This window comes from Streptomyces sp. 840.1 (assembly GCF_003751445.1).
Lineage (GTDB): Bacteria > Actinomycetota > Actinomycetes > Streptomycetales > Streptomycetaceae > Streptomyces.
Map to the genome: position 1 here is coordinate 4,013,108 of NZ_RJUU01000001.1, position 24,887 is coordinate 4,037,994.

Sequence of the window (24,887 nt, forward strand, 5' to 3'; positions counted from 1 at the left end):
CCTGCGGCGCTCAGCAGGCGAGCGGGTCGAGGACCATGGGGCGGATCTTGCCGTCCAGCATGGCGCCGAGTCCCAGGACCGAGCAGACGTCGGGCCGCTCGGCGATGCGCACCGGCATGCCAGTCGCGTCGCGCAGCATCTGGTCGAGGCCGGGCAGCAGGGCGCTGCCGCCGACCATCATGATCCCGCAGTCCGCGAGGTCGGCCACCAGATCGGGCGGGCAGTCCCGCAGCACCTTGCCCAGGCCGTCCAGGACCGAGGTCAGCGGGCGGTGGATCGCCTGCCGCACGGCCGCGGTGTCGACCTGTACGGAGCGGGCCAGGCCGGTCGCCACGTCCCGGCCGTGGATCTCGGTCACGGCGGGCCCGTGCGGGGTCAGGCCGTTGCCGCTGAGCGCCAGCTGCAGGGGGCGTACGGACTGGCTCGGCAGCATCAGCTCGTGGTACTGGCGCAGGTGCTGGATCACCGCGTGGTCGATCGCGTCGCCGCCGATGGGGATGCGCACGGCGGTCACGATCGAGCCGAGCGAGAGCACCGCGATCTGGGTCGTCGCGGCCCCGCACACCATGATCATGGTGGCGGTCGGCTGTTCGACCGGTAGTCCGCAGCCGACGGCCGCCGCGATCAGGGTGTCGACCAGCTCCACGCGGCGGGCGCCGAGGCCGACCATGGTCTCGACGGCGGCCCGCTGGGCCAGCGGATCGCTGTCGTGCGGGGTGCAGGCGGCGGCGCGCAGCCGGGGCTTGCGGCGCAGCTGCCGGCGGAGCTTGTCGCCCAGCAGCTGGCGCAGCATGCGCTGGGCCATCTCGATGTCCACGACGGTCCCGCCGGAGACCGGCCGGACCACCCGGATGTACTCGGGGGTGCGGCCCGTCATCTGTTCGGCGAGCGCGCCGACGGCGATGAGCGATCCGGTACGGGTGTTCACGGCGGCGGCGCTCGGCTCGTCGACGACGAGGCCGAGCCCCTTGACGTACACCCGGGTCCGGGCGGCCCCGAGGTCGACGGCGACATGGCAACGGCGCAACTGATCGAGGCTGACGGTCACGGCGGGTCTCCCGAGAGCGCTGATGGGGGTACCGACGGGCAGCCGGCTGTCCTCGTATCGTGCGCCGGTGGGAGGCGTTGTGCGCGCTGGGATGCGCCGTAGGGGGGACGGAGCTGACGGCGCGTCGGCCGGTGGCCGGCGAAGGTGCCTCAGCGCGGCAGCAGCCGCTGGAACAGGCCCCAGGTGAACTCCGCGACATACGGGTCGCCGACGGCCGGGGCGGCCGTCCGCGCGCTCGGCGGAGCGGTCGCCGGAGCGGTGATCGCGAGCGCCCAGCGGGTCGGCGCGCTGCCCTCCATCGGGCGGGCCGGGGCGAAGGCCCGCGCCACCTCGTCCACGGTGCACGACCAGGGGCGCAGGTCCCGCACCGAGCCGAGGTCGGGGGCGGCCGCGCCGGGGGCCCGCACCAGCCACTCGTTCCACACCGCCCCGCCGGGCCCGGCCATCACCTCGAACCGCAGATCCGGCCAGAGCGGCACCGGCCACAGCAGCGCGTCGCACTCCAGGTCACCGACCGTGCGGCGCAGCGAGGTCTCGGGCTCGCCGAGCACGGAACGGTAGCGGCGCAGCGCCCCCCGCCCCCTCGGCGCCCGCACCATGGCCTGCCAGCGCCGGTTGGCCTCGCGCATCTCCGCGAGCGTGGCGCTCAGCTCGTGCCGGGCGTCCTCGACGAGATCCGGCTGGTGGTCGGCCATCCGGCGCAGCAGGACGAGCTGGAACTCGCGGGGGCCGAAAGCAGGGGGAGCGCTCATGGGACCCAACGCTTCCACACGGGCCGCCCCGAGGGGGCTCAGGCCTGCGGTTCCATGCCCAGCATCCGGCGCAGCAGGTCCCGCAGCACCGCGCGGTCCGCGTCGGAGAGGCCGGCCAGCGGTTCGCGGGCGAAGTCGAGCGACTCGCGCAGCTGCCGTGCCGTCCGGGTGCCCTTCTCGGTGGGCGCGGCCAGCTTCACCCGCCGGTCGGCCGGATCGGGGCGGCGCTCCACCAGGCCGCGCACCTCCAGCCGGTCCACGATGCCGGTCACGTTGGACGGCTCGCACTTCAGCTTCTGCGCGATCCTGCGCATCGGCATCGGCTCCAGGGAGAGCAGTCCGAGGACCCTGGCCTGTGCGCCGGTGAGGCTGTGCGTGGCCGCGGCCTGCTCGTACTCCTCGTAGTAGCGCGCCACGACGGTGCCGATGAGCTCGACGACTTCGAGGGTCAGTGGGTCTGTACGAGTGGCCATGGCGCCCAGGATAGCCGGTTACTTGACAACATGAAATATCCAGGCGCATGGTTGTTTCACATGGTGAAGCTTTTCCGCTCCGGCCGAACGGCTTCCCGCGACACCGCCCCCCGATCCCCCGAGACACCGAGGAGACACCGAGCCCATGTCTGCAGCACTTCCCACGTCCGGCCGTGAATGGCACCTCGTAGCCCGTCCGAACGGCTGGCCGAAGGCCGAGGATTTCGCGCTGCGTGAGGCACCGGTCACCGCTCCCGCCGAGGGCCGGGTCCTCGTCCGCAACCTGTACTTCTCGGTCGACCCGTACATGCGCGGCCGGATGAACGACGTGAAGTCCTACACCCCGCCGTTCAAGCTGGACCACCCGATGGAGGGCGGCGCGGTCGGCGAGGTCGTCGCGTCCAACGCCGACGGCTTCGCGGTCGGCGACCACGTCCTGCACGGCCTCGGCTGGCGCGAGTACGCCGACGTCCCGGCCAAGCACGCCGTGAAGGTCGACGCCTCCCTCGCCCCGCTCTCCGCCTACCTCGGCGTACTCGGCATGACCGGGCTCACCGCCTACGCGGGCCTCTTCGACGTCGCCGCCTTCAAGGAGGGCGACGCCGTCTTCGTCTCCGGCGCGGCCGGCGCGGTCGGCAGCCAGGTCGGCCAGCTGGCGAAGCTCAGGGGCGCCTCGCGCGTCATCGGCTCGGCCGGCTCCGACGAGAAGGTCAAGCTGCTGGTCGAGGAGTACGGCTTCGACGCCGCGTTCAACTACAAGAACGGCCCCGTCGGCGAGCAGCTGCGCAAGGCCGCCCCCGACGGCATCGACGTCTACTTCGACAACGTCGGCGGCGAGCACCTCGAAGCGGCGATCTCCTCGCTCAAGGTGCACGGCCGCGCGACCATCTGCGGCATGATCGCGCAGTACAACGCGACCGAGCCCACCCCCGCCCCGCGCAACCTCGCCCTCGTCATCGGCAAGCGGCTGCGCCTCCAGGGCATGCTCGTCGGTGACCACGCCGCCCTCCAGGGGCAGTTCGTCCAGGAGGTGGCCGGCTGGCTGGCCTCGGGCGAGCTGAAGTACCGCGAGACCGTCGTCGAGGGCATCGAAAACGGCTTCGAGGCCTTCCTCGGTCTGCTCCGCGGCGAGAACACCGGCAAGATGATCGTTTCCCTCGCCTGACAGGCTCCACAGCACACCCGTTAGGCTCATCCCAGGCCGTCGCGATCGTGGGCGCGAGTCGCGGCGCATCAGCAGGAGGATTCACAGGTATGACCATTCAGGACATCGCCGTCGCGTACACCGCCGTCGCCACCGCCGAGAACGGCCGTGACGGCCGCGTCTCCTCGGACGACGGCAAGCTCGACGTGGTCGTCAACCCGCCGAAGGAGATGGGCGGAAGCGGCGCGGGCACCAACCCGGAGCAGCTCTTCGCGGCCGGCTACAGCGCCTGCTTCCAGGGCGCGCTGGGCGTCGTGGCCCGCCAGGAGAAGGCCGACATCTCCGGCTCCACGGTGACCGCCTCGGTCTCCATCGGCAAGACCGAGGCCGGCGGCTTCGGCCTGGAGGTCGCGATCAGCGCGACCATCCCGAACGTCGACACGGCCACCGCGCAGGCGCTCATCGAGAAGGCCCACCAGGTGTGCCCGTACTCGAACGCGACGCGCGGCAACATCAAGGTCGAGCTGTCGGTCGCCTGACCGCAGCCGTACCGGAGCCGAGGGCCGCATCCCAGCCGGGGTGCGGCCCTCGGCCCGTCCGGCGGAGGCCGTACGGCTGCCCGCTACGCTGACGCCATGCGTGATCTAGGGGCGGGTCTCAGTCATCTGATCAAGGGGCAGCGCTGGGTCGTCCGGCACGGCCGGTGGCTCGGCATAGGCCTGATCCCCGGTCTCATCACCCTGGTGGTGTACGCGGGCGCGCTCATCGCCCTCGGCTACGGGGCCGACGACCTGGCGGACTGGGCCACCCCCTTCGCCGACGACTGGTCCTCGCCCTGGCTGGGGCTGCTCCGCAACACCCTGACCGTGCTCGTCTTCGCGTTCGGCCTGTTCCTGGCGGTGATCACGTTCACCGCGGTGACACTGCTGGTCGGGCAGCCCTTCTACGAGGCGCTCTCCGAGGAGGTCGACCGGGCCGAGGGCGGCGAGGCACCCGAATCGGGGCTGCCGCTCTGGCGGGAACTGTGGATCTCCGCCCGCGACAGCGTGCGCATCCTGGTGCGCGTCTCGCTGTACGCGGTACTGCTCTTCGCCCTCGGATTCGTCCCGGTCATCGGCCAGACCGTCGTCCCGCTGATCGGCTTCTGCGTCACCGGCTACTTCCTGGCCGAGGAACTCACCGCCGTCGCGCTCCAGCGCCGGGGCATGGTGCTGAAGGACCGGCTGGCCCTGCTGCGCGGCCGCCGGCTGCTGATCCTCGGCTTCGGCGTACCGCTGGGCCTCGCCTTCCTGGTCCCGTTCGTCGCGGTCTTCCTGATGCCGGGGGCCGTGGCCGGTGCGACCCTGCTGGCACGCGAACTCGTGGGGGACGACGACGAGTCCGACGACGGCCCGGACGGCGAAGGCTCGGACAGCGACGGTTCGGACAGCAACGGTTCGGACAGCGAAGGCTCGGACGGCGAGGGAGCACCGGCGCTCTCCCCGCCGCGAACCGCCGGCGACTGAGCGCCGCCTCAGCGCACCGAGAACCCGAACACCGTGCTCGACACGTACTCCCCGCCCGGCCGCAGCACCGTGCTCGGGAACTTTGGTTGGTTCGGGGAGTCGGGGAAGTGCTGGGTCTCCAGGGCGATTCCGGCGCACGGCCCGAACGGCTCCCCGTCGAAGTGGTCCGCCGTGTAGAGCTGGAGACCGGGCTCCGTGGTCGTGACGGTCAGCACGCGCCCTGACACCTCGTCGTACAGCTCGGCCGCCGGGCCCGGCACGCCCGCGTCCAGCACGTAGTTGTGGTCGAACTCCCCGGTCACCGGACGGGGCTCCCGGAAGTCGAACCGGGTCCCGTCCACCGGCCGGAACTCACCCGTCGGCAGCGACTCCGCGTCGGCCGGAGTGATCCGCCCGGCCGCGATCCGCAGCCGCTGGCCGAGCGCGCTGCCGCTGTTCGCGCCCGCCAGGTTCCAGTACGTGTGGTTCGTCAGGTTCACCACGGTCGGCGCGTCCGTCGTCGCCCGGTACGCGATCCGCAGCGCCCCGCCCTCCTCCAGCGTGTACGAGGCCGAGAGCTCCAGCCGTCCCGGGAAGCCCTCCTCGCCGTCCGCCGAGACCAGGGAAAGCTCCACCCCGTCCGGGGTCTCCCGGGCGTCCCACACGCGCTTGTCGAAGCCGAGGGCCCCGCCGTGCACCTGGTTGCGCCCCTCGTTGCGCGTGAGGCGGTGGGTCCGTCCGTCGAGCTCGAAGGCCGCGCCGCCGATCCGGTTCGCGTACCGCCCGACCAGCGCGCCGAAGTACGGGCCGGTGTACTTCAGGTACGAGGCGAGGTCCGGCAGCCCGAGCGCCACACCGGCCCGCCCGCCGTCCCGGCCGGGCACCTCGACCGACTGGACGATGCCCCCGTACGTCAGCACGCGCACCCGAGTGCCGTCGCGCTCCAGCGTCCAGCGGTGCACGGCCGTGCCGTCCGCGAGGGTGCCGAAGTCTTCCGTGCGCGTCACCGTGTTCGAACCCGTGTCCATGATCACGCACTGTAGACCGGCCCCCGCCCTACGCGGGCGGCCGGGCCGCCGTGACGTTGCGGTACGCGATCTCCGCCAGCCGGGCCTGCCCGTTGCGCCCCGGGTGGAACCAGTCCCACTGGCTCAGCTGCTTGCCGGTGAACCGGAAGTCGAAGACCGCCCCGCCGTCGTAACGGCAGCGCACGTCCTTCGCGCACACCTCGCGCAGCACCCCGTTGTACGCCACCACGCGGTCCTGCACCTCCGAGCGCCGCGTGACCGCCGAGGCGCTCATGTTGTCCGCGTCACCCAGCATCGACTTGCAGATGCCCAGCTTCCAGATCTGCTTGCCCAGCTGGTTGCCGCGCCCCGTCGACCAGAGCCGCTTCAGGTCCGGCACGCTCGACACGTACACCTGGGCCTTCGGCGAGGCAGCACGCAGCTGACGCATCGACGCTTCGAACAACCTACGGAAATCGGCCACCGGCGTCATGGCCCGCACCGAGTCCCGGCAGGCGTCGTTGGCGCCGATCATCACCGTGACCAGACCGGGGTCCTCCTTCGCGGCCAGCGCCATCTGCTCCGGCAGCTGGGCGATCCGGGCGCCCGTCTGCGCATGGTTCCAGCTGCGGTCCGCCGCGCCGGAGGCGCCGAGCAGCCGCACGGCGAGGCTGTTCACCGTGCTGTCCGTGCCGGTGGACCAGGAGACCTCGGGGCAGTCCGCCAGCACCGAGCAGGCGTCGAACCCGCGGGTGATGGAGTCCCCGACCGCCGCGACCGACCCCGGGCTGCGGTCCCATACGGGGGCGGCCGCCCGTGAGGGGTGCCCGGCCGAAGCGCCCTTCGTCGTGCTGTCCGACCCGGAGTCACAGCCGGCCAGCACGGCCGTGCCGAGACACGACAACGCGGCCAGCGCGGCCAGCGCGGTGCGCGATCGGTGCCGTACGGAGCGATCCGGCATCCCTGGTCCCCTCCTGTCCAATGCCCCCGGCAAACCCTCTTGGCACCGGTCGGCGGGCCCCCACGCCCTGCTGGGTGAATGCTGAGCGAATCATGGGCCCAGGACCGACGGTACGTCACACCTCGGACGCCGCCGCACGGTAGCTTTTCCCCGTCGAACCAGTGGTTCCCTCGGCCGTCCGGCTCCACTCGGGTGGCTTCCGAACTTCACATCACGTCACATGCTGTCCCTTTTCCGGAGATTATCTCCCGATGCTGTTTACTGATGACAACCTCGGGAAGCGGCTGAAAAGAGGCGGTACGGGCGCGAGGCCGCTGGGGTAGGCGAACCTCGTCCCACACTGGAGGTCCCGGTGACGACACGTGGAGTCCTGTACGTTCACTCCGCACCGCGCGCGCTCTGCCCACACGTCGAGTGGGCGGTGGCGGGTGTCCTTGGTGTGCGGGTCCAGCTCGACTGGATCAGACAGCCGGCCGCGCCCGGCACCTGGCGGTCCGAATTCTCCTGGCAGGCCCGGCCGGGCACGGCGTCGAAGCTCGCCTCGGCCCTGCGGGGCTGGGATCTGCTGCGCTTCGAGGTGACCGCCGAGCCGTCGCCCACCGCGGAGGGCGAGCGCTACAGCTCCACGCCCGAGCTGGGCATCTTCCACGCGGTCACCGGCATGCACGGCGACATCCTGGTCCCCGAGGACCGGCTGCGGGCCGCGCTGGCGCGCTCCGTGCGGGGGGAGACGGACCTGGAGGCGGAGATCGCCAAGCTCCTGGGCAAGCCGTGGGACGACGAGCTGGAGTCCTTCCGCCACGCGGGCGAGGGCGCCCCGGTCCGCTGGCTCCACCAGGTGGTGTGACCGGGCCCGCCCCAGGAGGCCCAACCGGGGCTCCGCCCCGTCCCCCGCGCCTCAATCGCCGGCGGGGCTGGGTTTCGGGGCTCTGCCCGTCCCCCCGCGCCTCAATCGCCGGCGGGGCTGGAATTTGCCTGGCGAGGACGGCCTGCGGCATGCGGGAAGCCCGCCTCCCCGGGCCGGGGAAGCGGGCTTCATGAGGCAGCGTCACACGCTACGGAACGCCAGCACCACGTTGTGCCCGCCGAACCCGAACGAGTTGTTGATCGCCGCGATCGGCCCCTCCGGCAGCGGCCGGGGCGCGTCCCGCACGATGTCCGCCTCGACCGCGTCGTCGAGGTTCTCGATGTTGATGGTCGGCGGAGCGATCCGGTGGTGCAGCGCCAGGACCGTGGCCACGGTCTCGATGCCGCCCGCGCCACCGAGCAGGTGACCCGTCATCGACTTCGTCGCGGAGATCGCGACGTGGTCCAGGTCGTCGCCCAGGACCTTGCGCAGGGCCCTCAGCTCCGCCACGTCACCCTGCGGGGTCGACGTCGCGTGCGCGTTCAGGTGCACGACCTCGGACGGCTTGAGATCCGTCTGGTCCAGCAGGTTCTGCATCGCCGCGGCGATACCCCGCCCCGTCGGCTCCGGCTGCGCGATGTGGTGGGCGTCCGCGGACAGCCCCTGGCCCAGCACCTCGGCGTAGACCCGGGCACCACGCGAGGCGGCGTGCTCCGCGGACTCCAGGACGACGACACCGGCACCCTCACCGAGGACGAAGCCGTCACGGGCGGTGTCGTAGGGGCGCGAGGCCTTCTCGGGCTCGTCGTTGCTCTTGGACATCGCCATCATGTTGGCGAACGCGGCGATCGGCAGCGGGTGGATGGCCGCCTCGGTGCCACCGGCGAGGACCACATCGGCACGGCCGGTGCGGATCATCTCGACGGCGTACCCGATCGCCTCGGCACCCGACGCACAGGCGGAGACCGGGGTGTGGACGCCCGCCTGGGCGTTCACCTCGATACCGACGTTGGCGGCCGGGCCGTTGGGCATGAGCATGGGCACGGTGTGCGGGGAGACGCGGCGTACGCCCTTCTCCTTCAGCACGTCGTACTGGTCGAGCAGGGTGATCACGCCGCCGATACCGGAGGCGATGACCGAGCCCAGCCGCTCGGGCTGGATCTTGGCGTCCTCACCGGCCTTGCCGGTGAAACCCGCGTCCGCCCACGCCTCACGGGCCGCGATCAGCGCGAACTGCGCCGAGCGGTCCAGCTTGCGGGCGAGCGGACGGGGCAGGACGTCGCCCGGGTCGACGGCCGCGAGGGCCGCGATCCGGACGGGCAGTTCGGCGAAACGTTCGCCCTCAAGAGGCTTGACGCCGGACCGGCCGGCCATCAGACCTTCCCAGGTCGATGCGGAATCGCCACCCAGCGGAGTGGTTGCGCCGATACCGGTGACGACCACGGTGCGATTGGTCGAGTTCACTGGAAAATCTTCTCCACGTGTAGAGGGTCGTGAATCAGCGGCGCCACCGCCGGGTGGCGACACACGAACCGGCTGGATCAGGCCTGGTGCTTGAGGATGTAGTCGGCAGCGTCGCCGACCGTCTTGAGGTTCTTGACGTCCTCGTCGGGGATCTTGACGTCGAAGCGCTCCTCGGCGGCGACGACGACCTCGACCATGGACAGCGAGTCGACGTCCAGGTCGTCGGTGAAGGACTTGTCCAGCTGGACGTCCTCGACCGGGATACCGGCGATCTCGTTGACGATCTCGGCGAGACCGGTGACGATCTCTTCCTGCGTGGCGGCCATGTTGGCGCTCCTTCGGTGTATATCTGCTGGGTTCGGGTGTCCGGGTCGAAAAGACCCGGTGTGCCTAGGGGAGGGTAACGACCGTCGCGGCGTAGACGAGACCCGCCCCGAAGCCGATGACGAGCGCGGTGTCGCCGCTCTTCGCCTGACCGGTCGCCAGAAGCCGCTCCATAGCGAGCGGAATCGAGGCGGCGGAGGTGTTGCCGGTGGTCTCCACATCACGGGCGACCGTGACGTGCTCCGGCAGCTTCAGGGTCTTCACCATCGAGTCGATGATCCGCATGTTGGCCTGGTGCGGAATGAAGACGTCCAGGTCTTCCGGGGCGATCCCGGCCGCGTCCAGCGCCTGCTGGGCGACCTTCGCCATCTCGAAGACGGCCCAGCGGAAGACCGCCTGGCCTTCCTGCGTGATGGCCGGGAACTTCTCCGGCCGGTCGGCGTGGAAGGTGTCCCACGCCACGGTCTGCTTGATCGTCTCGGACTTGTCGCCCTCGGAGCCCCACACGGTGGGGCCGATGGCGGGCACGTCGGCCGGGCCGACGACGACGGCGCCGGCGCCGTCACCGAACAGGAACGCCGTCGCGCGGTCGCTCAGGTCGGTGAGGTCGCTCAGCCGCTCCACGCCGATCACGAGCACGTACTGCGCCGAGCCCTCGACGACCATGCCCTTGGCGAGCGTCAGGCCGTAGCCGAAGCCCGCGCAGCCGGCCGAGATGTCGAAGGCGGCGGGCTTGCCCGCGCCGATCTTGTGGGCGATCTCGGTGGCGATGGCCGGGGTCTGCTTGAAGTGCGAGACGGTCGAGACGATGACCGCGCCGATCTGCGACGGGTCGATCCCGGCGTCCGCGATGGCCTTGCCGGACGCCTCGACGGACATCGCGGCCACGGTCTCCTCGGGGGAGGCCCAGTGGCGGGTGGCGATGCCGGACCGGGAGCGGATCCACTCGTCGGACGAGTCGATGGTTTCGAGGATCACCTCGTTCGGCACGACACGGGTCGGACGGTAGCCGCCGACACCCATGATCCGCGCGTACGGGGCGCCCTTGCTGGGCTTGATCTTCGACATGCTCTCGGGCTCCTTAGGCGCCCGCGTGCTCAGCGATGAGCGCGCGGGCAGCGTCGAGGTCGTCGGGGGTCTTGAGCGCGAGGGTCTGCACGCCCGGGAGGGCGCGCTTGGCGAGACCGGTGAGCGTGCCGCCGGGGCAGGCCTCGATCAGTGCGGTGACGCCCAGTTCCTTGAAGGTCTCCATGCACAGGTCCCAGCGCACCGGGTTGGCGACCTGGCCGACCAGGCGCGAGATGACCTCCGCGCCGGTGGCGACGGTCCTGCCGTCGGCGTTCGAGACATATGTCACGGCCGGGTCGGAGACCTCCAGAGCCACGGCGGCCTCGCGGAGCCGCTCGACGGCCGGAGCCATGTGGTGCGTGTGGAACGCGCCGGCGACCTTCAGGGGCACCACGCGGCGCACTCCCTCGGGCTTGTCCTCGACGAGCGCGGCGATCTGCTCGGCGGTGCCTGCGGCGACGATCTGACCGGCCCCGTTGACGTTCGCCGGGGTCAGGCCGAGCTTCTCCAGGTGGACGACGGTGACCTCGGGGTCCCCGCCGAGCAGCGCCGCCATACCGGTCTCGGTCACCGCGGCGGCCTCGGCCATGCCGAGCCCCCGGGTGCGTACGAAACGCAGGGCCGCGTCCTCGCCGATGACTCCGGCGAAAGCGGCAGCGGTGATTTCACCGACGCTGTGACCTGCGACGACACTCGGAGAAGCGCCGAGGGCGGCAGCGGACAGCAGACCGGCGGCGACCAGCAGCGGCTGGGCCACCGAGGTGTCGCGGATCTCGTCCGCGTCAGCCTTGGTGCCGTAGTGGGCAAGGTCGATCCCGATGGCGTCGGACCAGCCCGCGATGCGGTCGGTGGCACCGGGGAGGTCGAGCCAGGGAGTCAGGAAGCCGGGCGTCTGAGCGCCTTGGCCGGGAGCGACGAGTACGAGCACCCTCACACTCTCTCTTGAGAACGGTCCGGAACACCCGTGGGGACAGGGACGAAGAACCGTATGGGGAATTGTTGATGTCCGACAAAAGTCTAGGACTGCAGATCCCTGTCGGCCAGACGCCCCAGGATGAGGGCGATCCGCAGCGTGAACGCCGAGCGGACGTCCGATGGCGACCACCCGGTGACGTCTGTCACACGTCGGAGCCGGTAGCGCACGGTGTTGGGGTGGACGAAGAGCATCCTGGCAGCCCCTTCGAGGCTGCTCGCCTGTTCCAGATACACACTCAGCGTTTCCAGCAGGGCGGAACCCGCTTCTTCGAGCGGTCTGTAGATCTCCTCTACCAACTGGTCCCGCGCGGCCGGGTCACCCGCCATCGCGCGCTCCGGCAGCAGATCGTCCGCGAGCACCGGCCGGGGGGCGTCCTGCCAGGCACCGCAGGCCTTGAGCCCGGCGGCCGCCGCCTGTGCGGACCGGGTGGCGGCCAGCAGGTCCGGCACCACGGGTCCGGCGACGACGGGTCCGGCCGCGTAGGGGCCGATCAGCGCCTTCGCGACCTGGAGCGGGTTGTCGCTGCCGCCCGCGATGACGACGAGACGGCTGCCGAGCACCCCGGTCAGCACCTGGAGCTTGGCGTGCCGGGCGGCCCGTCTGATCGCCTCCACGGTCAGCTCGCTGTCGCCGTCCGGCGCCGTCCCAAGGAGCACGCAGACGTGCTCGGGGGAGTTCCAGCCGAGCGCGGCGGCCCGGGACACGGCGCCCTCGTCGGCCTCCCCGGACAGCACCGCGTTCACCACGAGCGATTCCAGCCGGGCGTCCCAGGCACCCCGGGCCTCGGCGGCCTGGGCGTAGACCTGGGCGGTCGCGAAGGCGATCTCGCGGGCGTAGACGAGCAGCGCCTCACGCAGCACCGACTCGTCGCCGGGCGCGGCGACTTCGTCGATCGCGGCCTCCATGACCTCGATGGTCGTACGCACCATCTCGACGGTCTGCCGCAGCGTGATCGCCCGGGTCAGCTCGCGCGGCGCCGTGCCGAAGACATCGGTGGAGATGGCCTGCGGGGTCTCCGGATGCCGGAACCACTCGGTGAACGCGGCGATCCCGGCCTGGGCGACCAGGCCGATCCAGGACCGGTTCTCCGGTGGCATGGCCCGGTACCAGGGCAGCGACTCGTCCATGCGGGCGATCGCGTTCGCGGCCAGCCGGCCGGAGGACTGCTCCAGCCGTTTCAGGGTCGCGGCATGGAGATGGGCGTCGTTCGCGGCGGGCTGCTCAGGATCGGGTCGGGGCACGGACACAAGACTGCCCTATCCGGACGGCTGCCCGGAGGGGCGGGGCGGCCCGCGGGTCGTACCGCCGGGTTGTGGCCCGCTACCGGGGCCTCTTCCGCCCCGGCCTTCCGCCCCGGCGGGCTACCGTGGGGCGGGTGATTTCCGTACGTCGCTCGGGCGACCGATTCAGGGGCGGGGACGAGGCGGCCGGGATCGAGTCCCGGCACTCCTTCTCCTTCGGCTCCTTCTACGATCCGGACAACCTCCGCTTCGGCCCGGTCCTCGCCTGCAACGAGGAACGGCTCGCCCCCGGCGCGGGCTTCGACGAGCACCCGCACAGCCACACGGAGATCGTGACCTGGGTGGTCGAGGGGGAGCTGACCCACCGCGACTCCACCGGCCACGCGACGGTCGTACGCGCCGGGGACGTCCAGCACCTCAGCGCGGCGGGCGGCGTCCGGCACGTCGAACGCAACGACGGGGACACCCCGCTGACCTTCCTCCAGATGTGGCTGGCGCCCCTGGAGCCGGGCGGCGAGCCCTCGTACACGACGGTCCCCGGCATCGCCGACTCCACGCCGTACGCCCTCCCGGAGGCGGGCGCGATGCTTCATGTCCGGCGGCTGGGGGCGGGCGAGCGCACGGCGCTGCCGGACTCGCCGCGCGTGTACGTCCACGTGGTGGCCGGGAACGTGCGCGTCCGCGACGAGGAGCTGACGCCCGGCGACGCGGCCAGGATCGCCGGCGAAGAGGGCCTGGAACTGGTGGCGGGCGGACCGGCCGAGGTACTGGTCTGGGAGCTGCCGGACTGATCCGGCGAAACAGCCTTCAGCTGCCGCTGCGTGTCGGGTACGGGCTGACCATGGTGTGGAAGTAGCCGTCGGGGCACAACTGCACGTGATGGACAGCCGCATGACCGATCTGCAACAGGCGCGCACCTCGCTCAGCAACCTCATCGACGCGTCGACGCGAGCGACCCGGGCCCCGTCCGCGCCCGCCTGACACCGGCTCAGGAGACCGGAGTCACCAGTCGAGGCTCTCCATGTCGTCCTCGGTGGCCTCGCGGTAGCCGGTGATCACATCACTGTCGAACTCCACGACGTAGGAGTCCTCGTTGTCGAGCCCGCACGCCTTGCACCATTCCGGGTAACCGGGCACCCGGAACCGGCCCGTTCGCGCAGACCCCTTGGCCGTGTCCGACCACGTGATCGCGTCCCCGACGCGGAACTTGTGCAGCCACACGTCCCCGAAGTGGAACTGGATCACCAGCTCCTCCTGTGAACCGCACCGCGAGCAGGGGGAGGCGCTGGGCACGAACAGCCGGTCGTACACACCCATGTCTCAGTACCTCTCGTTCAAAACCGGTCCAGCCGCCGACGAGGTGACCGTCATGCGAACGCCCGGCATCACCGGCCGGATTCATTGCCGCCGACGCCGTCGGCCCGTCTCGGACCGGCAGACAGCCAGTTGCGAGCGGGTGCCCAGGGTGTCCGGGTGGTCGGCGCCCAGGACGCGCACGCGACCGGCGAGCGTCTGCTCCAGCAACTCGGCGGCCTGAGCGTGTTCGCCCAGCTGATGCAGGGCATCCGCGAGGTTGTTACCGCTGGTCAAGGTATGCGGGTGGTCCGGGCCGAGGACGCGGGTGCGATCTGCGAACACCGTCCGGTGCAGCTCTGCGGCGTGCGTCGGATCACCGCGATGGTTGACCGTGGCGGCGAGGTTGTCGCGGCTGGTGAAGGTGAGGGGGTGATCGGGGCCCAGTACGCGGGAGCATTCTGCGATGTTCTGCGTGTGGAGCGTGGCCGCGGCGGTGTGGTCACCGAGCTGGTCGAACGACTTGGCGAGGTTGTCGCGGCTGGTCAGGGTCAGGAGGTGATCGACTCCCAGGATCCTGGTCCGGTCTGCGAGCACCATGGCGTGCAGCGAAGCGGCCTCCGCGTACTGACCGCGGAGTTGCAGGACGTATCCGACGTTGTTGCGGCTGGTGAGCGTATCGGGATGCTCCGGTCCCAGTACCCGGATCCGGTCGGCCAGATTCTGCCGGTGGATCTCTTCCGACCGTTCGTATCCGCCGAGACAGTGGAGGCTGTTGGCGAAGTGGTTGCGGGCGGTGAAGGTGTCTGGGTGCTGGTCGCCGAGCAGCTCGACGCGATGGGCGAGTACGGTCTGCCGCAGCCCGAGCTGGAGGGCATAGCTTCCCGCGTCGCCCAGCACATCCGCCAGTGTGTTGAGGGCGGCACAGGCGTCCTCGGCCGGGACCAGGCCCGGGTGGTCGAGCAGAAGAGGCAGATGCGGGGCGAGCAACCGTGCGGCGGCCCAGCCCGTAGCTCCGGCGGCACGGAGACGCGTCACCTCACCGCGCAGGGCGTCGACGGTTGCCTGCTCGTAGTCGTGGAGGCGGTCCGGTTCATCGGTGGCCAGAGTCAGTGCGGTGATCTCGCGGACGAGCGGGTGGAGGGTGACGCTGCCCCCTGCGCGGGACTCGGCTGCGGGCACGTGCGGTTGTTCCGCCGGTACGCCGAGCAAGCCGTAGCGTTCGAGGCCGGCCAGGGCCTGGTCCAGGGCGGCCTGGCCGACGGGCCGGCCGACGGCCGTCGTCAGCAGTTCCGGTGTGATGAAGGCCAGGGGCACTGGTGCCTCCGCGAACAGGGAGAGCTGGCGCAGCAGCGGACGGGCCAGTGGAATGCCTTCGCGGTCGAGTTGATCGAGTGAGACCTCCCAGGTGCGGCGGACGGTGGACCTGGCCACGTTCGGGTCCGTAGGACGCGGGTTGTCAGCTCCTACCAAGGTGGTCAACTCCTCTTCCAGCGCGCTTTGATACGCGGCGAAGTCACGGTGTCTGCTGGTGGATCCCGTCACATAGCGTCCGGCTGCCTGCAGGGCCAGGGGGAGGCCGCCGAGCCGGGAAGACAGGGCTTCAGCCTCTACTGCGGTGCCGCCGTCGGGCGCACTGTCCAGCAGGACCCTGCCGCCCGCCGCCGCGGGAAGCGGCTCCAGCCGTATCAGCTCCGCGGCGTGTCCCCAGGTGGCGGATGCCGTATCCCGGCTGGTGACCAGGAGCAGGCCGCGCCCGTAGGGGCGGATCCAGCCGCGGTAGTCGGCGACTCGTTCACCCTCCGGACCGATCTGCTCAGCTTCGTCGGCGTTGTCAACAACCAGCAACCACTTTTTGGTTCTGGCGAGTTGCCGCCATACGGCATCGGGCAGGTTGTCGTTTCCGGACTGGGCGGCGCTGACCGCGCTGCGCGGCAGGCCGCAGCCGACGGCTGCCTGGACGAAGTCGTCGGAGAGGGTTTCCGGGCCGCGCCGGCGAATCCAGAACACCGCGTATCCGCCGCGGCGGGCGCGCTCGGCAAGTGCTGCCGCGAGCGTTGTCTTGCCCATGCCTCCTGCTGCGCACACCACGGCGAACCGGCCGTCGGGTCTCTTCAGCAGAGCCATGAGCCGGGCGATCTCCCGGTCACGGCCGCGCACACGATCAAGGACCACATGCGGCGGATGCAGCGAACCGGGCCGGGCTCCGGATACCGGGGCGGTGCCGTCCTCGGCCGGCCCGTCGAGCCGGCGGCTCGCGGTGGCCAGACCCGCGCTCAAGACGCTGAGCACACCGAACACCGTCCAGATCACCCAGGGGCGGTCGGCCCATCCGGGTGCCACCGCACCCGCGCGCTCGGCAACGGTCCCCAGGACCACTGTGAAGAAAGCCCCCAGCCCGGCAGCCGCGGCACCCGCTCCCGCACGTGTCCGCACCGCTTGAACACGCCGCACGCCGACCCCCTGAGAGCACCGCACTGTCCGGACGACTCAGCGCATCCGTAGAGCGAACGCTTCCACGGCCCGGACTGCCTGTCGAGGCCTCGCGCCGCCACATCAGCCACATCGGCGGCACGCACCGTGCCGGGCATGGCCGGGGAGGGTATCGGCCAATAGTGATCTCGTACTACCGCAGCGGCCTGCCCTGTTGGCATCCTCACCCCGGTAAGTCCCCGACCGGCGCAACGGCGAGAGTGATCATCTGCCGGTGTCTCAGGAGTACGGCCATGGTTCGCCCGCCGTTCGCCGCGGCGGCCTAGTTTTCGCAGATAGCGCCGACGCTCGCATCCTGAATCACTCTCCCCCCAGAGGTCCCCCTGATGACTCTCACCACCACCGAGCCCCCCCGCATCGACCCGGAGCACCCGGAGCCCCCGGCCAGCCGGGAGACCGCCCCGGCCACCGGCGCGGCGGACACCGGAAGCCCCGCCGGTGAACTCCACATCACGCGGCGCCGGATGTTCCAGACGGCAGCCGTGGCCCTCGGCGCGATCGCGGCCGGCCCTGTCGCCGACGCGGTCGTCGGCAGACAGGCCGAGGCCGCCGAATACCGGCTGCCCAAGGGCTTCAACGGAGACATCTCCGACCTGAAGCACGTGGTGATCCTGATGCAGGAGAACCGGTCCTTCGACCACTACCTCGGGCAGCTGCCCGGTGTGCGCGGCCACCACGACAAGCAGGTCCTGAGGTTCCAGGACGGCACCGACGTCTTCCAGCAGCGCGATGCCAACGGCACCGTCGTGCCGCCCGCCGTGTCCACCGCCACCTGGAGCGACAACCACAGCTTCTACGGTGCCAACGAGGGGCGGTGGAACACCTGGGTGAAGGACAAGGGCGACCACTGCATGTGGTACTACGCGCCCGACTACATGCCGTGGATGTACTCGCTCGCCTCCCAGTACACCGTCTGCGACATGAACTTCTGCTCGCTGCACGGGCCGACGATCCCGAACCGCTACTACCTGATGACCGGTTCGGGGGGCGGCGAGACCACCAACGCCAGGCAGAACGACTACAGCCGAAGCTGGACCACGGTCCCCGAGCAGCTCCAGCAGGCCGGCATCGACTGGCGGGTCTACTCCGACAACAGCGGCAACGGCCTCCGCGGCAGCCTCCAGAGCGGCTTCGTCGGCGAGTACGGCTGCAACGTCACCAACAGCTTCGCCTCCTTCGACCCCCGCACGGCGGACCCGAGCGACCTCGAACCGGGCAGCGGCAAGATCTGGAAGGCCAACTCCTTCGTCTACGAGGGCGCCACCACGCCCAACGACGACTCCGAGGCAAACCTCGACGCCGTGCTGCGGGACCTGATCGCGGCCTGCGAGCCGGGGGCGGAACATCCGCTCCCCGAGGTCTCCTGGGTGGTGATGCCCGCCGCGTGGAGCGAGCACCCGGGCTTCGACACCGTGCACGGCGAGCGCTACATGAACAAGGTCCTCAAGACCCTCCAGAGCAACGAGGACATCTGGAACCACACCCTGGTGATCATCACCTACGACGAGAACGACGGAAAGTTCGACCATGTCCTGCCCCCGCGCCCGGAGCCGGGCACGGCCGGTGAGTTCTCCGGCATTACCCCGTACGGCTTCGGCCCCCGGGTGCCGATGGTGCTGGTCTCGCCGTGGACCCGGGGCGGCCATGTCGCCTCGGAGGTGTTCGACCACACCTCGACGGTGAAGTTCCTGGAGACCTGGGCCGCCCATCTGGGCAAGCCGTTCACCTGCCCGAACATCACCGAGTGGCGCCGCTCCATCGCGGGCGACCTGACCAGCGCGATCGACTTCGCGCACCCGTGGCCGGGCCCGGTCGTCATCGCGGACCCGGTCACCGGGACCCCGCCGAAGCCGTCGCGGGACCGGATGAAGCCGCGCGGCCTCTCCTTCCACCCGCACACCACCCTCACCGAGAACCGGGCCGACGGCACGGTGACCGCGTCCATGACCCTGTCCGGCGGTCCGGCGGGCAAGGCGGTGAGCCTCCAGGTCTTCCCCGACCAGTACCTCCCCTTCGCCAACACGCCGTACACGGTGACCGGGACGGCCCCCCGCTCGTACACCTGGGACGCGACGGAGACCGACGGCAAGTACGCCTTCTCGGTCTACGGGCCCGACGGCTTCCTGCGCTCCTTCGCCGGGCAGCTGATTCCCGCGCACGGGAGCAACCAGCGGCACATCGGCATTCCGCGCGTCGAGGCGGAGCTGGCCGGCGGCAGACGCGCCACGGTCAGGCTGAGACTGCGCAACGACGGCAAGCGGCCCGTCCGTTACACCCTGAAGGCCAACGACTACGTCGGCGGCACCCGGAAGTACACGGTCCCCGGCGGCCACTCGACCGTCGTGCACTGGCCCACCGAGGACGGCTACTACGACGTCGTGCTCACCGCCGACACTGGGACCGGCTGGAGCCAGCGGTATGCGGGGCGCGTGGCGACGGTCTGAGCCCATAGGGCGGGTCGCCGTTCACACGTGACGCGTGCTTGGCATCAGAGACATGCCAAGCACGCTGTGAGCTCGGCGGACAGTGCAAGGCTCCCCCAGAGGAGGATGTCGCCGACCGGCCGGACCGGGCTTCCCGCGTCTTCACGCAGCATGGTCATGTGGACGGCGACGGAGGCCGGCGTCGAAGCCGCTCCGAGCGTGCCGGCCAACAGCAGGCCGTCCAGTCTGTGTTGTTGCCACGCGTGGCTTCCGCTCACCAGGATGTGGGCGATCGTGATCAGGGCGGCTGCGGGCAGCAGTCCCAGTGTGGTGGTGGCCGCCACCCACCACCACCGCCTTCCGTGGCCTGCGAGCCGCCCGAACCAGTGCCCCAGGGCCACGATCGGCAGGACGTAGACGGCTGTCAGCAACGCGCTCGCACCCAACAGCGCCGGCAGTCCGGCCACCAGCGTGAGGAGTACGCCCACTCCCGGCGAGGGGCCGCCGCCCAGCCATGCGACCCAGGCCGGCGTGAGGGCGGCAAGAGCTACACACAAGACAGCCATCGATACCGACGACGGCGCCGACCCCGGCCGTTCGGCCGCACGTCCGCCCGGCAGCCGCGCCATCTCAACCCCGCCCGACAGCCCCGATCACGTCGTGCGAAGGCTGCTCACGAAGCCGCGCCAGGCGTCGGCCGCGATGACGAGGACGGGCCCGTCCTGGACCTTGCTGTCGCGGACCGGCACGGACGCGGCGCAGCCGGTCGCCACCTCGACGCAGTCGCCGCCGGTGTTGCCGCTGTAGGAAGACTTACGCCAGGCGGCGCCGCCGGTCACGGTGCACTCGACGCAGTCGCCGCCGGTGCTGCCGCTGTAGGAAGACTTACGCCACTGCGCGCTCTTCAGGTCGGGGCCGGTTTCCATAACGCTCCTCCATCACGCGGGCGATCAGAGCCGCCGACTCCTCCACGGAGAGGGCTGCGGCCTGCAGATGAGCGTATCGGAGCGAGCCCTCTCTGACCGTGTCGGGGCTGGCGGTCATATGACCGGAGATGAGGTCCTCGGTGTAGACGATGTCCGGGTCGTCGTCGAAGCGCAGTAGGTTGAACGAGCCAGCCAGGCTTGAGTGTTCACCTGCCGCGAAGGGCAGCACCTGGATGCGCATCCACCGGGTGGCGGAGAAGTCCAACAGCCGCGTCAGTTGGGCCCGCATGACGTCGTGGCCGCCGATCGGCCGGTGCAGTACGGCCTCGTCCAGGACGGCCCAGGCCAGCGGCGGCCGTTCGCGCTCCAGAATGCGCTGGCGCTCCATCCGGGCGGCCAGCAGGCCCTCCAGATCGTCGGGCATCCCGGTGGCCAGCACGGCTCGCGCGTAGTCCTCCGTCTGCAACAGCCCGTACACCAACTGCGCCTGGTACGTGGAGATGTACTCCGCGCGGGCCTCCATCTCGGCGTACGCCTGGAACCAGGTCGGCAGCTGGCTGCGCAGGACCAGGCCCACCAGGCGGGAGAACACGCCGTCCGTGCCCAGGGCGGCGTCCACCCGCTCGGAGAAGTCGCGGGTGGGGATCTTCTTCGTCGTCTCGACCTGGCCGATCAGCGAGCCCGTGCAGAAGATGATCTCGCCCAACTGCTGTTGCCTGAGGCCGTGCGCCTCGCGCTGGCGGCGTAATTCCCAGCCGTAGTAGTCCAGGGGGGACGCGCAGGGGTCGAGCGACTGGATGTTGGCCACGGTGGGGACCTCCGGTGTGCAGGCGCGACGCGCAACGCCTCGCGGCGTTCGGTTCCGTAGGTAGCCGAGCGTAGTCACTTGCTCGCACGATGGTGACATGAATCACGTAATTTCCCCCCAGGTCGAGTCCCAGGTCGAGTCCCAGGTCGAGTCCGAGGCCGGGGCCGAAGAGCCGGTCTACCGGGCCGACTTCGCCATGGGCGAGCACTCGGCCCGGCATCTGCGGCGCATCCTGCGCCTCTACCTCAAGGGGTGGGGGCTCATCGGCGTGGCCGACGCGGCGGAGCTCGCGTTCACGGAGCTCATCGCCAATGTGGTCCGGCACGTGCCGGGCCGCCGCTGCCAGACGTTCATCTTCCGGCTGCCGGGCGGCGAGGGCGTCCGCGTCGAGGTGGCGGACGGCTGCCCCGAGGTGCCTCGCGTGGTCGAGGGCGATGTGCTCGACGAGGGCGGACGGGGGCTGCTCCTGGTGGACGCGCTCACCGAAAAGTGGGGCGTGGAGGTGCGCCGGGACGGCGGCGGCAAGACGGTGTGGTTCGAGTGTCTGGCCGCCGCGTCGGCAGCGGATGCCGTTCGGGTTACGCCGACAGCTCGGCCAGCACCGCGTCCGTGAACGGGGGCCACACCTCGGCCGCCCACGGCCCGAAGGCCCGGTCGGTGAGCGCCACGCAGGCCGCCCCGGCGGCCGGGTCGATCCACAGGAACGTGCCGGACTGGCCGAAGTGCCCGAAGGTCGCGGGGGAGGAGTTCGCGCCGGTCCAGTGCAGGGACTTGGAGTCCCGGATCTCGAAGCCGAGGCCCCAGTCGTTGGGGTTCTGGTGGCCGTAGCCCGGCAGGACGCCCTTCAGCCCGGGGTGCACGACGCTCTGGGCCGCAAGCACCGTGCGCGGGTCGAGGAGGCGGGGGGCCTGCACCTCGGCCGCGAACCGGGACAGGTCGTCGACGGTGGAGACGCCGTCGCGGGCGGGCGAGCCGTCCAGGGTGGTCGCCGTCATGCCCAGGGGCTCCAGGACCGCCTGGCGGGCGTACTCGGGGAACGGGATGCCGGTGGCCTTGGCGATGTGGTCGCCGAGCACCTCGAAGCCCGCGTTCGAGTACAGCCGCCGGGTGCCGGGCGGGGCCGTCACCCGGTGCTCGTCGAAGGCGAGGCCGCTGGTGTGGGCGAGCAGGTGCCGGACCGTGGACCCCTCCGGGCCCGCCGGCTCGTCGAGCTCGACCGCGCCCTCCTCGTACGCCACCAGCGCCGCGTAGGCGGCCAGCGGCTTGGTGACGGAGGCGAGCGGGAAGCGGTGCGCGGTGGGACCGTGCGTCCCGAGGACGGTCCCGTCCGCTCGTACGACGGCCGCCGCCGCGGTGGGGACGGGCCAGTTCTCGATCATCGCCAGGCTCTGCATGCGTACGAGACTAGGGCCTTTCGTTTGGATCATGCCGGACACCGCGAGCCCGGCATGATCCAAACGAAAGGCCCTGGGGTCTGTCAGGTGTCGGCCGAAACTCGGCTCCGGTTGCGCTTGCTTCGAGTGCACTCCAAGGTTCTAGCGTGGAGGCATGACGGTGATGGATACCACGACGACCCCGACGAGGACCGATATCTGCGTATCGGCCCCCAAGGCGTATCCGCGTCCCGAGGGGCGGGACCAGTACACGATCAGCGAGGTGGTCGCCTTCACCGGGCTCACCGCGCACACGCTGCGCTGGTACGAGCGGATCGGGCTGATGTCGCACGTCGATCGGTCACACACAGGACAGCGCCGTTTCACCAACCGTGACCTGGACTGGCTGAACTTCGTCGGCAAGCTGCGGCTGACCGGGATGCCGGTCGCCCACATGGTCCGTTACGCGGAACTGCTGCGCGAGGGCGACCACACCTTCGAGGAACGCCAGGAACTGCTGGAGGCGACCCGCCGCGACGTACGGACGCGGATCGAGGAGCTCCGGGACACCCTCGCGGTACTCGACCACAAGATCGACTTCTATGCGGGCGCCCGGCGGGCGCCGGAGAGGCCCAGTGCCTGATGACTGACAACAAGATCGCCACCGTGGAGCTCGGCAGGGGCGGACCGCAGGTCGGCGTCCAGGGCCTCGGCTGCATGGGCATGAGCGAGTTCTACGGGGACACCGACGAGTCCTCCGCACGCGAGACGCTGGAGACCGCCCTGGCGGCCGGCGTCACGCTCTTCGACACCGCGGACATCTATGGCAGCGGCGCCAACGAGACGTTCATCGCGCCGTTCGTCGGCGCGCACCGGGACGAGATCACCCTCGCCACGAAGTTCGCCATCGAGCGCCGGGACGACGACCCGCACTACCGGGGCATCCGCAACGACCCCGCGTACATCCGGCAGGCCGTCGAGAACAGCCTGCGCCGGCTGAACACCGAGGTGATCGACCTCTATTACATGCACCGCCGTGACCCGGCCGTGCCGCTGGCCGAGTCCGTCGGCGCGATGGCCGAGCTGGTCCAGCAGGGCAAGGTCAAGCAGCTGGGCCTGAGCGAGGTGACCGGCGCCGAGCTGCGGGAGGCGCACGCCGTGCACCCGATCGCCGCCCTGCAGTCCGAGTGGTCCCTCTTCAGCCGGGACAGCGAGCGCACCGCGGTGCCCGCCGCCGTCGAGCTCGGCGTGACCGTCGTGCCGTACTCGCCGCTCGGCCGGGGCTTTTTGACCGGGGCGTTCGCGGACGCGGGCAAGGACCTGTCGAAGAACGACTTCCGGCAGTTCCAGCCGCGCTTCACCGGCGACAACGCGAAGACGAACGCCGCCCTGCTGGAGCCGGTCCGCAAGATCGCCGCCGCTCACGGGGCGACCGCTGCCCAGGTGGCGCTGGCCTGGGTGCAGCAGCGCGCCCAGGTGCACGGTCTGACCGTGGTGCCGATCCCGGGCACCCGTAAGAGCAGCCGCCTGCTGGAGAACGTCGGCGCCACCCGGATCACCCTGACGTCCGAGGAGCTGGCCCAGCTGGAGCCGATCGCCGGCCAGGTCGCCGGGGACCGCTACCCGGACATGAGCTCGACCGCCACCGCCCGCGAATGACCGGCCCGGCCGATCGCGCCCGGACGGCCGGGCGCGATCAGCTCTTGGGTGTGAACTGCCCCTTGACGTACGCGCCTTCGGCGATCGCGGCGAAGGCGTGCAGCGACTGCGTCCCGGGAGCGAAGTAGCCGGTGTGCCCGTGCGCGTCGGCGGCCGGCACCCGGCGGGCGCCGAACGCGGCGGACGTCGGATCGGGGCCGTGGCCGAGACCGGCGAACTCCACGTTGGGCACCTTGTCGATCCAGTCGCTGGGGTCCTTGGCGGCCCACACCCGGGCATCGGTGTGCAGGGCGCGGACGTTGGCGGCGCGCATCCCGGGCGACCCGAGGACGACCAGATCCGTGGCGCGCAGCCGGGACGCGGCGAGGCCGCAGACCACGGAGCCGTAGCTGTGGCAGAACACGGCGGGCGTGGGCAGTCCGTCGGCGGCCAGCCCGTCGTCGAACCGGGTCAGCCGGTCGGCGCCGGCCTTGGCGAGGGAGCCGGTCGCCGCGTCCACGCCGAGGCCGACGGGCGTGGTGTACCCGGCCCAGGCGATCACGGCACTGCCCCGGCCGGTCTGCGCGTAGAGGGAGCTGGCCATGCCCGCCGGGGTGCCGTACACATCGGTCCGGCGGTCGAAGGTCCCGGCGTCGATGTCCGAACCCGGCACCACCACGGACACCTGCCGCGCTGCCCTCAAGTCGCCGAAGACCTCCGCCACCTGACCCCGGCCGCGCGGGTCGAACGCGAGGATCTGCCGGTGCGGGTCGGCGGCGAGATGCGCGTACCGGGGGTCGTGACCGGCCTTCAGCGCAAGGGCGTTGGCCCGGTAGCGCAGCTCGACCGGTACGCCGTCGAGGTTCCCGACGACGAGCGGGTGCCGCGTGATCAGCGTCTGACGGTCCTGCGCACTCAATCCCCGGAAGAACGCGCTCACTTCGGCCGGTGTGTCCCGTTCCGGGTCCGGCAGCTCCCGTCCCAGCACCTGGTCCGCCCGCCAGGCGGCGGCACCGGGCGGCGGCCCGGTCAGCGCCTGCTGGGCGTTGCCCGAAGCCCAGCCCGCCGTCCCGGCCACCACCGTGGTCGCCAGGGCGACCGCCACCAAGGTCCTCGCGTAACGGCGCATCCGGCCCTCCCCCTC

Annotated in this window: 26 protein-coding genes; 9 read left to right on the plus strand and 17 right to left on the minus strand. The window is 71.0% G+C overall.

Going from position 1 to position 24,887, the window contains the following annotated elements; all coding sequences use genetic code 11:
• Nucleotides 1-10: 10 nt before the first annotated feature.
• The 3 genes from EDD93_RS18200 to EDD93_RS18210 form a co-directional block, all read right to left on the minus strand.
• A complete protein-coding gene (locus tag EDD93_RS18200; protein WP_123526136.1) occupies nucleotides 11-1,048 on the minus strand; it encodes a rod shape-determining protein in 1,038 nt (345 codons plus the stop codon).
• Between the two features lie 149 nt (nucleotides 1,049-1,197).
• On the minus strand, nucleotides 1,198-1,800 hold the full coding sequence (locus EDD93_RS18205) for a hypothetical protein (protein WP_123526137.1): 603 nt from the start codon (nucleotides 1,798-1,800) through the stop codon (nucleotides 1,198-1,200).
• A 38-nt stretch (nucleotides 1,801-1,838) separates the two neighbouring features.
• Entirely contained in the window at nucleotides 1,839-2,273 is a 435-nt protein-coding gene (locus EDD93_RS18210) for a MarR family winged helix-turn-helix transcriptional regulator (protein ID WP_123526138.1), read from the minus strand.
• Nucleotides 2,274-2,418: 145 nt separating this feature from the next.
• Here EDD93_RS18210 and EDD93_RS18215 point away from each other — a divergent pair, with 145 nt between their 5' ends.
• From EDD93_RS18215 to EDD93_RS18225, 3 genes are all read left to right on the plus strand, one after another.
• Nucleotides 2,419-3,438 (plus strand): NADP-dependent oxidoreductase, encoded by a 1,020-nt coding sequence (locus EDD93_RS18215; RefSeq protein ID WP_123526139.1) that lies wholly within the window; start codon nucleotides 2,419-2,421, stop codon nucleotides 3,436-3,438.
• Nucleotides 3,439-3,527: 89 nt separating this feature from the next.
• Nucleotides 3,528-3,956, plus strand: coding sequence for an organic hydroperoxide resistance protein (locus EDD93_RS18220; protein ID WP_123526140.1), 429 nt, complete (start codon nucleotides 3,528-3,530; stop codon nucleotides 3,954-3,956).
• Between the two features lie 96 nt (nucleotides 3,957-4,052).
• Nucleotides 4,053-4,922, plus strand: coding sequence for an EI24 domain-containing protein (locus EDD93_RS18225; RefSeq protein ID WP_123526141.1), 870 nt, complete (start codon nucleotides 4,053-4,055; stop codon nucleotides 4,920-4,922).
• Nucleotides 4,923-4,930: 8 nt separating this feature from the next.
• Here EDD93_RS18225 and EDD93_RS18230 read toward each other — a convergent pair whose 3' ends face one another.
• The gene (locus tag EDD93_RS18230; protein WP_123526142.1) at nucleotides 4,931-5,929 is read right to left on the minus strand and encodes an aldose epimerase family protein; all 999 of its coding nucleotides are present in this window, start codon (nucleotides 5,927-5,929) and stop codon (nucleotides 4,931-4,933) included.
• Nucleotides 5,930-5,957: 28 nt separating this feature from the next.
• Nucleotides 5,958-6,869: an SGNH/GDSL hydrolase family protein gene (locus tag EDD93_RS18235; RefSeq protein ID WP_123526143.1), complete on the minus strand. Its 912-nt coding sequence runs from the start codon at nucleotides 6,867-6,869 to the stop codon at nucleotides 5,958-5,960.
• A 352-nt stretch (nucleotides 6,870-7,221) separates the two neighbouring features.
• Between EDD93_RS18235 and EDD93_RS18240 the strand changes: the two genes are divergently transcribed.
• Nucleotides 7,222-7,716, plus strand: coding sequence for a DUF3145 domain-containing protein (locus EDD93_RS18240; RefSeq protein WP_123526144.1), 495 nt, complete (start codon nucleotides 7,222-7,224; stop codon nucleotides 7,714-7,716).
• 201 nt (nucleotides 7,717-7,917) lie between these two features.
• Here EDD93_RS18240 and fabF read toward each other — a convergent pair whose 3' ends face one another.
• From fabF to EDD93_RS18265, 5 genes are all read right to left on the minus strand, one after another.
• Complete coding sequence (gene fabF, locus EDD93_RS18245) at nucleotides 7,918-9,180, minus strand: beta-ketoacyl-ACP synthase II (RefSeq protein ID WP_123526145.1); 1,263 nt, start codon at nucleotides 9,178-9,180, stop codon at nucleotides 7,918-7,920.
• 77 nt (nucleotides 9,181-9,257) lie between these two features.
• Nucleotides 9,258-9,506, minus strand: a complete 249-nt coding sequence (locus EDD93_RS18250) for an acyl carrier protein (protein ID WP_024490626.1) — start codon at nucleotides 9,504-9,506, stop codon at nucleotides 9,258-9,260.
• A 64-nt stretch (nucleotides 9,507-9,570) separates the two neighbouring features.
• Complete coding sequence (locus tag EDD93_RS18255) at nucleotides 9,571-10,572, minus strand: ketoacyl-ACP synthase III (protein WP_123526146.1); 1,002 nt, start codon at nucleotides 10,570-10,572, stop codon at nucleotides 9,571-9,573.
• Between the two features lie 13 nt (nucleotides 10,573-10,585).
• Nucleotides 10,586-11,500: an ACP S-malonyltransferase gene (locus tag EDD93_RS18260; protein WP_123526147.1), complete on the minus strand. Its 915-nt coding sequence runs from the start codon at nucleotides 11,498-11,500 to the stop codon at nucleotides 10,586-10,588.
• An 89-nt stretch (nucleotides 11,501-11,589) separates the two neighbouring features.
• Entirely contained in the window at nucleotides 11,590-12,789 is a 1,200-nt protein-coding gene (locus EDD93_RS18265) for a CdaR family transcriptional regulator (protein WP_185092363.1), read from the minus strand.
• Between the two features lie 134 nt (nucleotides 12,790-12,923).
• Between EDD93_RS18265 and EDD93_RS18270 the strand changes: the two genes are divergently transcribed.
• Entirely contained in the window at nucleotides 12,924-13,580 is a 657-nt protein-coding gene (locus tag EDD93_RS18270) for a pirin family protein (protein ID WP_123527845.1), read from the plus strand.
• 211 nt (nucleotides 13,581-13,791) lie between these two features.
• Here EDD93_RS18270 and EDD93_RS18275 read toward each other — a convergent pair whose 3' ends face one another.
• Entirely contained in the window at nucleotides 13,792-14,106 is a 315-nt protein-coding gene (locus EDD93_RS18275) for a hypothetical protein (RefSeq protein WP_123526148.1), read from the minus strand.
• 81 nt (nucleotides 14,107-14,187) lie between these two features.
• Entirely contained in the window at nucleotides 14,188-16,374 is a 2,187-nt protein-coding gene (locus EDD93_RS18280; protein ID WP_148083875.1) for a tetratricopeptide repeat protein, read from the minus strand.
• Between the two features lie 527 nt (nucleotides 16,375-16,901).
• Between EDD93_RS18280 and EDD93_RS18285 the strand changes: the two genes are divergently transcribed.
• Complete coding sequence (locus EDD93_RS18285; RefSeq protein WP_123526150.1) at nucleotides 16,902-19,019, plus strand: alkaline phosphatase family protein; 2,118 nt, start codon at nucleotides 16,902-16,904, stop codon at nucleotides 19,017-19,019.
• A 44-nt stretch (nucleotides 19,020-19,063) separates the two neighbouring features.
• Here EDD93_RS18285 and EDD93_RS18290 read toward each other — a convergent pair whose 3' ends face one another.
• From EDD93_RS18290 to EDD93_RS18300, 3 genes are all read right to left on the minus strand, one after another.
• Nucleotides 19,064-19,564, minus strand: a complete 501-nt coding sequence (locus EDD93_RS18290) for a hypothetical protein (protein ID WP_260255933.1) — start codon at nucleotides 19,562-19,564, stop codon at nucleotides 19,064-19,066.
• 87 nt (nucleotides 19,565-19,651) lie between these two features.
• Nucleotides 19,652-19,924, minus strand: a complete 273-nt coding sequence (locus EDD93_RS18295) for a DUF397 domain-containing protein (protein WP_123526152.1) — start codon at nucleotides 19,922-19,924, stop codon at nucleotides 19,652-19,654.
• Entirely contained in the window at nucleotides 19,884-20,732 is an 849-nt protein-coding gene (locus tag EDD93_RS18300; RefSeq protein WP_123526153.1) for a helix-turn-helix transcriptional regulator, read from the minus strand. Before EDD93_RS18300 ends, EDD93_RS18295 begins: the two co-directional genes overlap by 41 nt.
• A 97-nt stretch (nucleotides 20,733-20,829) precedes the next feature.
• Here EDD93_RS18300 and EDD93_RS18305 point away from each other — a divergent pair, with 97 nt between their 5' ends.
• Nucleotides 20,830-21,345, plus strand: a complete 516-nt coding sequence (locus EDD93_RS18305; protein WP_311318315.1) for an ATP-binding protein — start codon at nucleotides 20,830-20,832, stop codon at nucleotides 21,343-21,345.
• Here EDD93_RS18305 and EDD93_RS18310 read toward each other — a convergent pair.
• On the minus strand, nucleotides 21,311-22,126 hold the full coding sequence (locus tag EDD93_RS18310; RefSeq protein WP_123526154.1) for a serine hydrolase: 816 nt from the start codon (nucleotides 22,124-22,126) through the stop codon (nucleotides 21,311-21,313). The two genes, EDD93_RS18305 and EDD93_RS18310, sit on opposite strands and share 35 nt — an antisense overlap.
• Before the next feature lie 154 nt (nucleotides 22,127-22,280).
• Between EDD93_RS18310 and EDD93_RS18315 the strand changes: the two genes are divergently transcribed.
• A complete protein-coding gene (locus EDD93_RS18315) occupies nucleotides 22,281-22,748 on the plus strand; it encodes a MerR family transcriptional regulator (protein WP_123526155.1) in 468 nt (155 codons plus the stop codon).
• Nucleotides 22,748-23,764, plus strand: a complete 1,017-nt coding sequence (locus EDD93_RS18320; RefSeq protein ID WP_123526156.1) for an aldo/keto reductase — start codon at nucleotides 22,748-22,750, stop codon at nucleotides 23,762-23,764. The genes EDD93_RS18315 and EDD93_RS18320 overlap by 1 nt, the downstream gene beginning before the upstream one ends.
• Nucleotides 23,765-23,801: 37 nt before the next feature.
• Here the strand turns inward: EDD93_RS18320 and EDD93_RS18325 are convergent, their stop codons facing one another.
• Nucleotides 23,802-24,872, minus strand: coding sequence for an alpha/beta hydrolase (locus EDD93_RS18325; RefSeq protein ID WP_123526157.1), 1,071 nt, complete (start codon nucleotides 24,870-24,872; stop codon nucleotides 23,802-23,804).
• Between the last annotated feature and the right edge of the window lie 15 nt (nucleotides 24,873-24,887).

What these genes read in the sequence shown, in the direction of transcription:
- EDD93_RS18285 (WP_123526150.1), top strand. Translation starts at nt 16,902, where the DNA reads ATGACTCTCACCACCACCGAGCCCCCCCGCATCGACCCGGAGCACCCG.
- EDD93_RS18210 (WP_123526138.1), bottom strand. Translation starts at nt 2,273, where the DNA reads ATGGCCACTCGTACAGACCCACTGACCCTCGAAGTCGTCGAGCTCATC.
- EDD93_RS18255 (WP_123526146.1), bottom strand. Translation starts at nt 10,572, where the DNA reads ATGTCGAAGATCAAGCCCAGCAAGGGCGCCCCGTACGCGCGGATCATG.
- EDD93_RS18310 (WP_123526154.1), bottom strand. Translation starts at nt 22,126, where the DNA reads ATGCAGAGCCTGGCGATGATCGAGAACTGGCCCGTCCCCACCGCGGCG.
- EDD93_RS18290 (WP_260255933.1), bottom strand. Translation starts at nt 19,564, where the DNA reads ATGGCTGTCTTGTGTGTAGCTCTTGCCGCCCTCACGCCGGCCTGGGTC.
- EDD93_RS18295 (WP_123526152.1), bottom strand. Translation starts at nt 19,924, where the DNA reads ATGGAAACCGGCCCCGACCTGAAGAGCGCGCAGTGGCGTAAGTCTTCC.
- EDD93_RS18320 (WP_123526156.1), top strand. Translation starts at nt 22,748, where the DNA reads ATGACTGACAACAAGATCGCCACCGTGGAGCTCGGCAGGGGCGGACCG.
- EDD93_RS18215 (WP_123526139.1), top strand. Translation starts at nt 2,419, where the DNA reads ATGTCTGCAGCACTTCCCACGTCCGGCCGTGAATGGCACCTCGTAGCC.
- EDD93_RS18230 (WP_123526142.1), bottom strand. Translation starts at nt 5,929, where the DNA reads ATGGACACGGGTTCGAACACGGTGACGCGCACGGAAGACTTCGGCACC.
- EDD93_RS18225 (WP_123526141.1), top strand. Translation starts at nt 4,053, where the DNA reads ATGCGTGATCTAGGGGCGGGTCTCAGTCATCTGATCAAGGGGCAGCGC.
- EDD93_RS18325 (WP_123526157.1), bottom strand. Translation starts at nt 24,872, where the DNA reads ATGCGCCGTTACGCGAGGACCTTGGTGGCGGTCGCCCTGGCGACCACG.
- EDD93_RS18305 (WP_311318315.1), top strand. Translation starts at nt 20,830, where the DNA reads ATGAATCACGTAATTTCCCCCCAGGTCGAGTCCCAGGTCGAGTCCCAG.
- EDD93_RS18250 (WP_024490626.1), bottom strand. Translation starts at nt 9,506, where the DNA reads ATGGCCGCCACGCAGGAAGAGATCGTCACCGGTCTCGCCGAGATCGTC.
- EDD93_RS18315 (WP_123526155.1), top strand. Translation starts at nt 22,281, where the DNA reads ATGACGGTGATGGATACCACGACGACCCCGACGAGGACCGATATCTGC.
- EDD93_RS18235 (WP_123526143.1), bottom strand. Translation starts at nt 6,869, where the DNA reads ATGCCGGATCGCTCCGTACGGCACCGATCGCGCACCGCGCTGGCCGCG.
- EDD93_RS18275 (WP_123526148.1), bottom strand. Translation starts at nt 14,106, where the DNA reads ATGGGTGTGTACGACCGGCTGTTCGTGCCCAGCGCCTCCCCCTGCTCG.
- EDD93_RS18205 (WP_123526137.1), bottom strand. Translation starts at nt 1,800, where the DNA reads ATGAGCGCTCCCCCTGCTTTCGGCCCCCGCGAGTTCCAGCTCGTCCTG.
- EDD93_RS18220 (WP_123526140.1), top strand. Translation starts at nt 3,528, where the DNA reads ATGACCATTCAGGACATCGCCGTCGCGTACACCGCCGTCGCCACCGCC.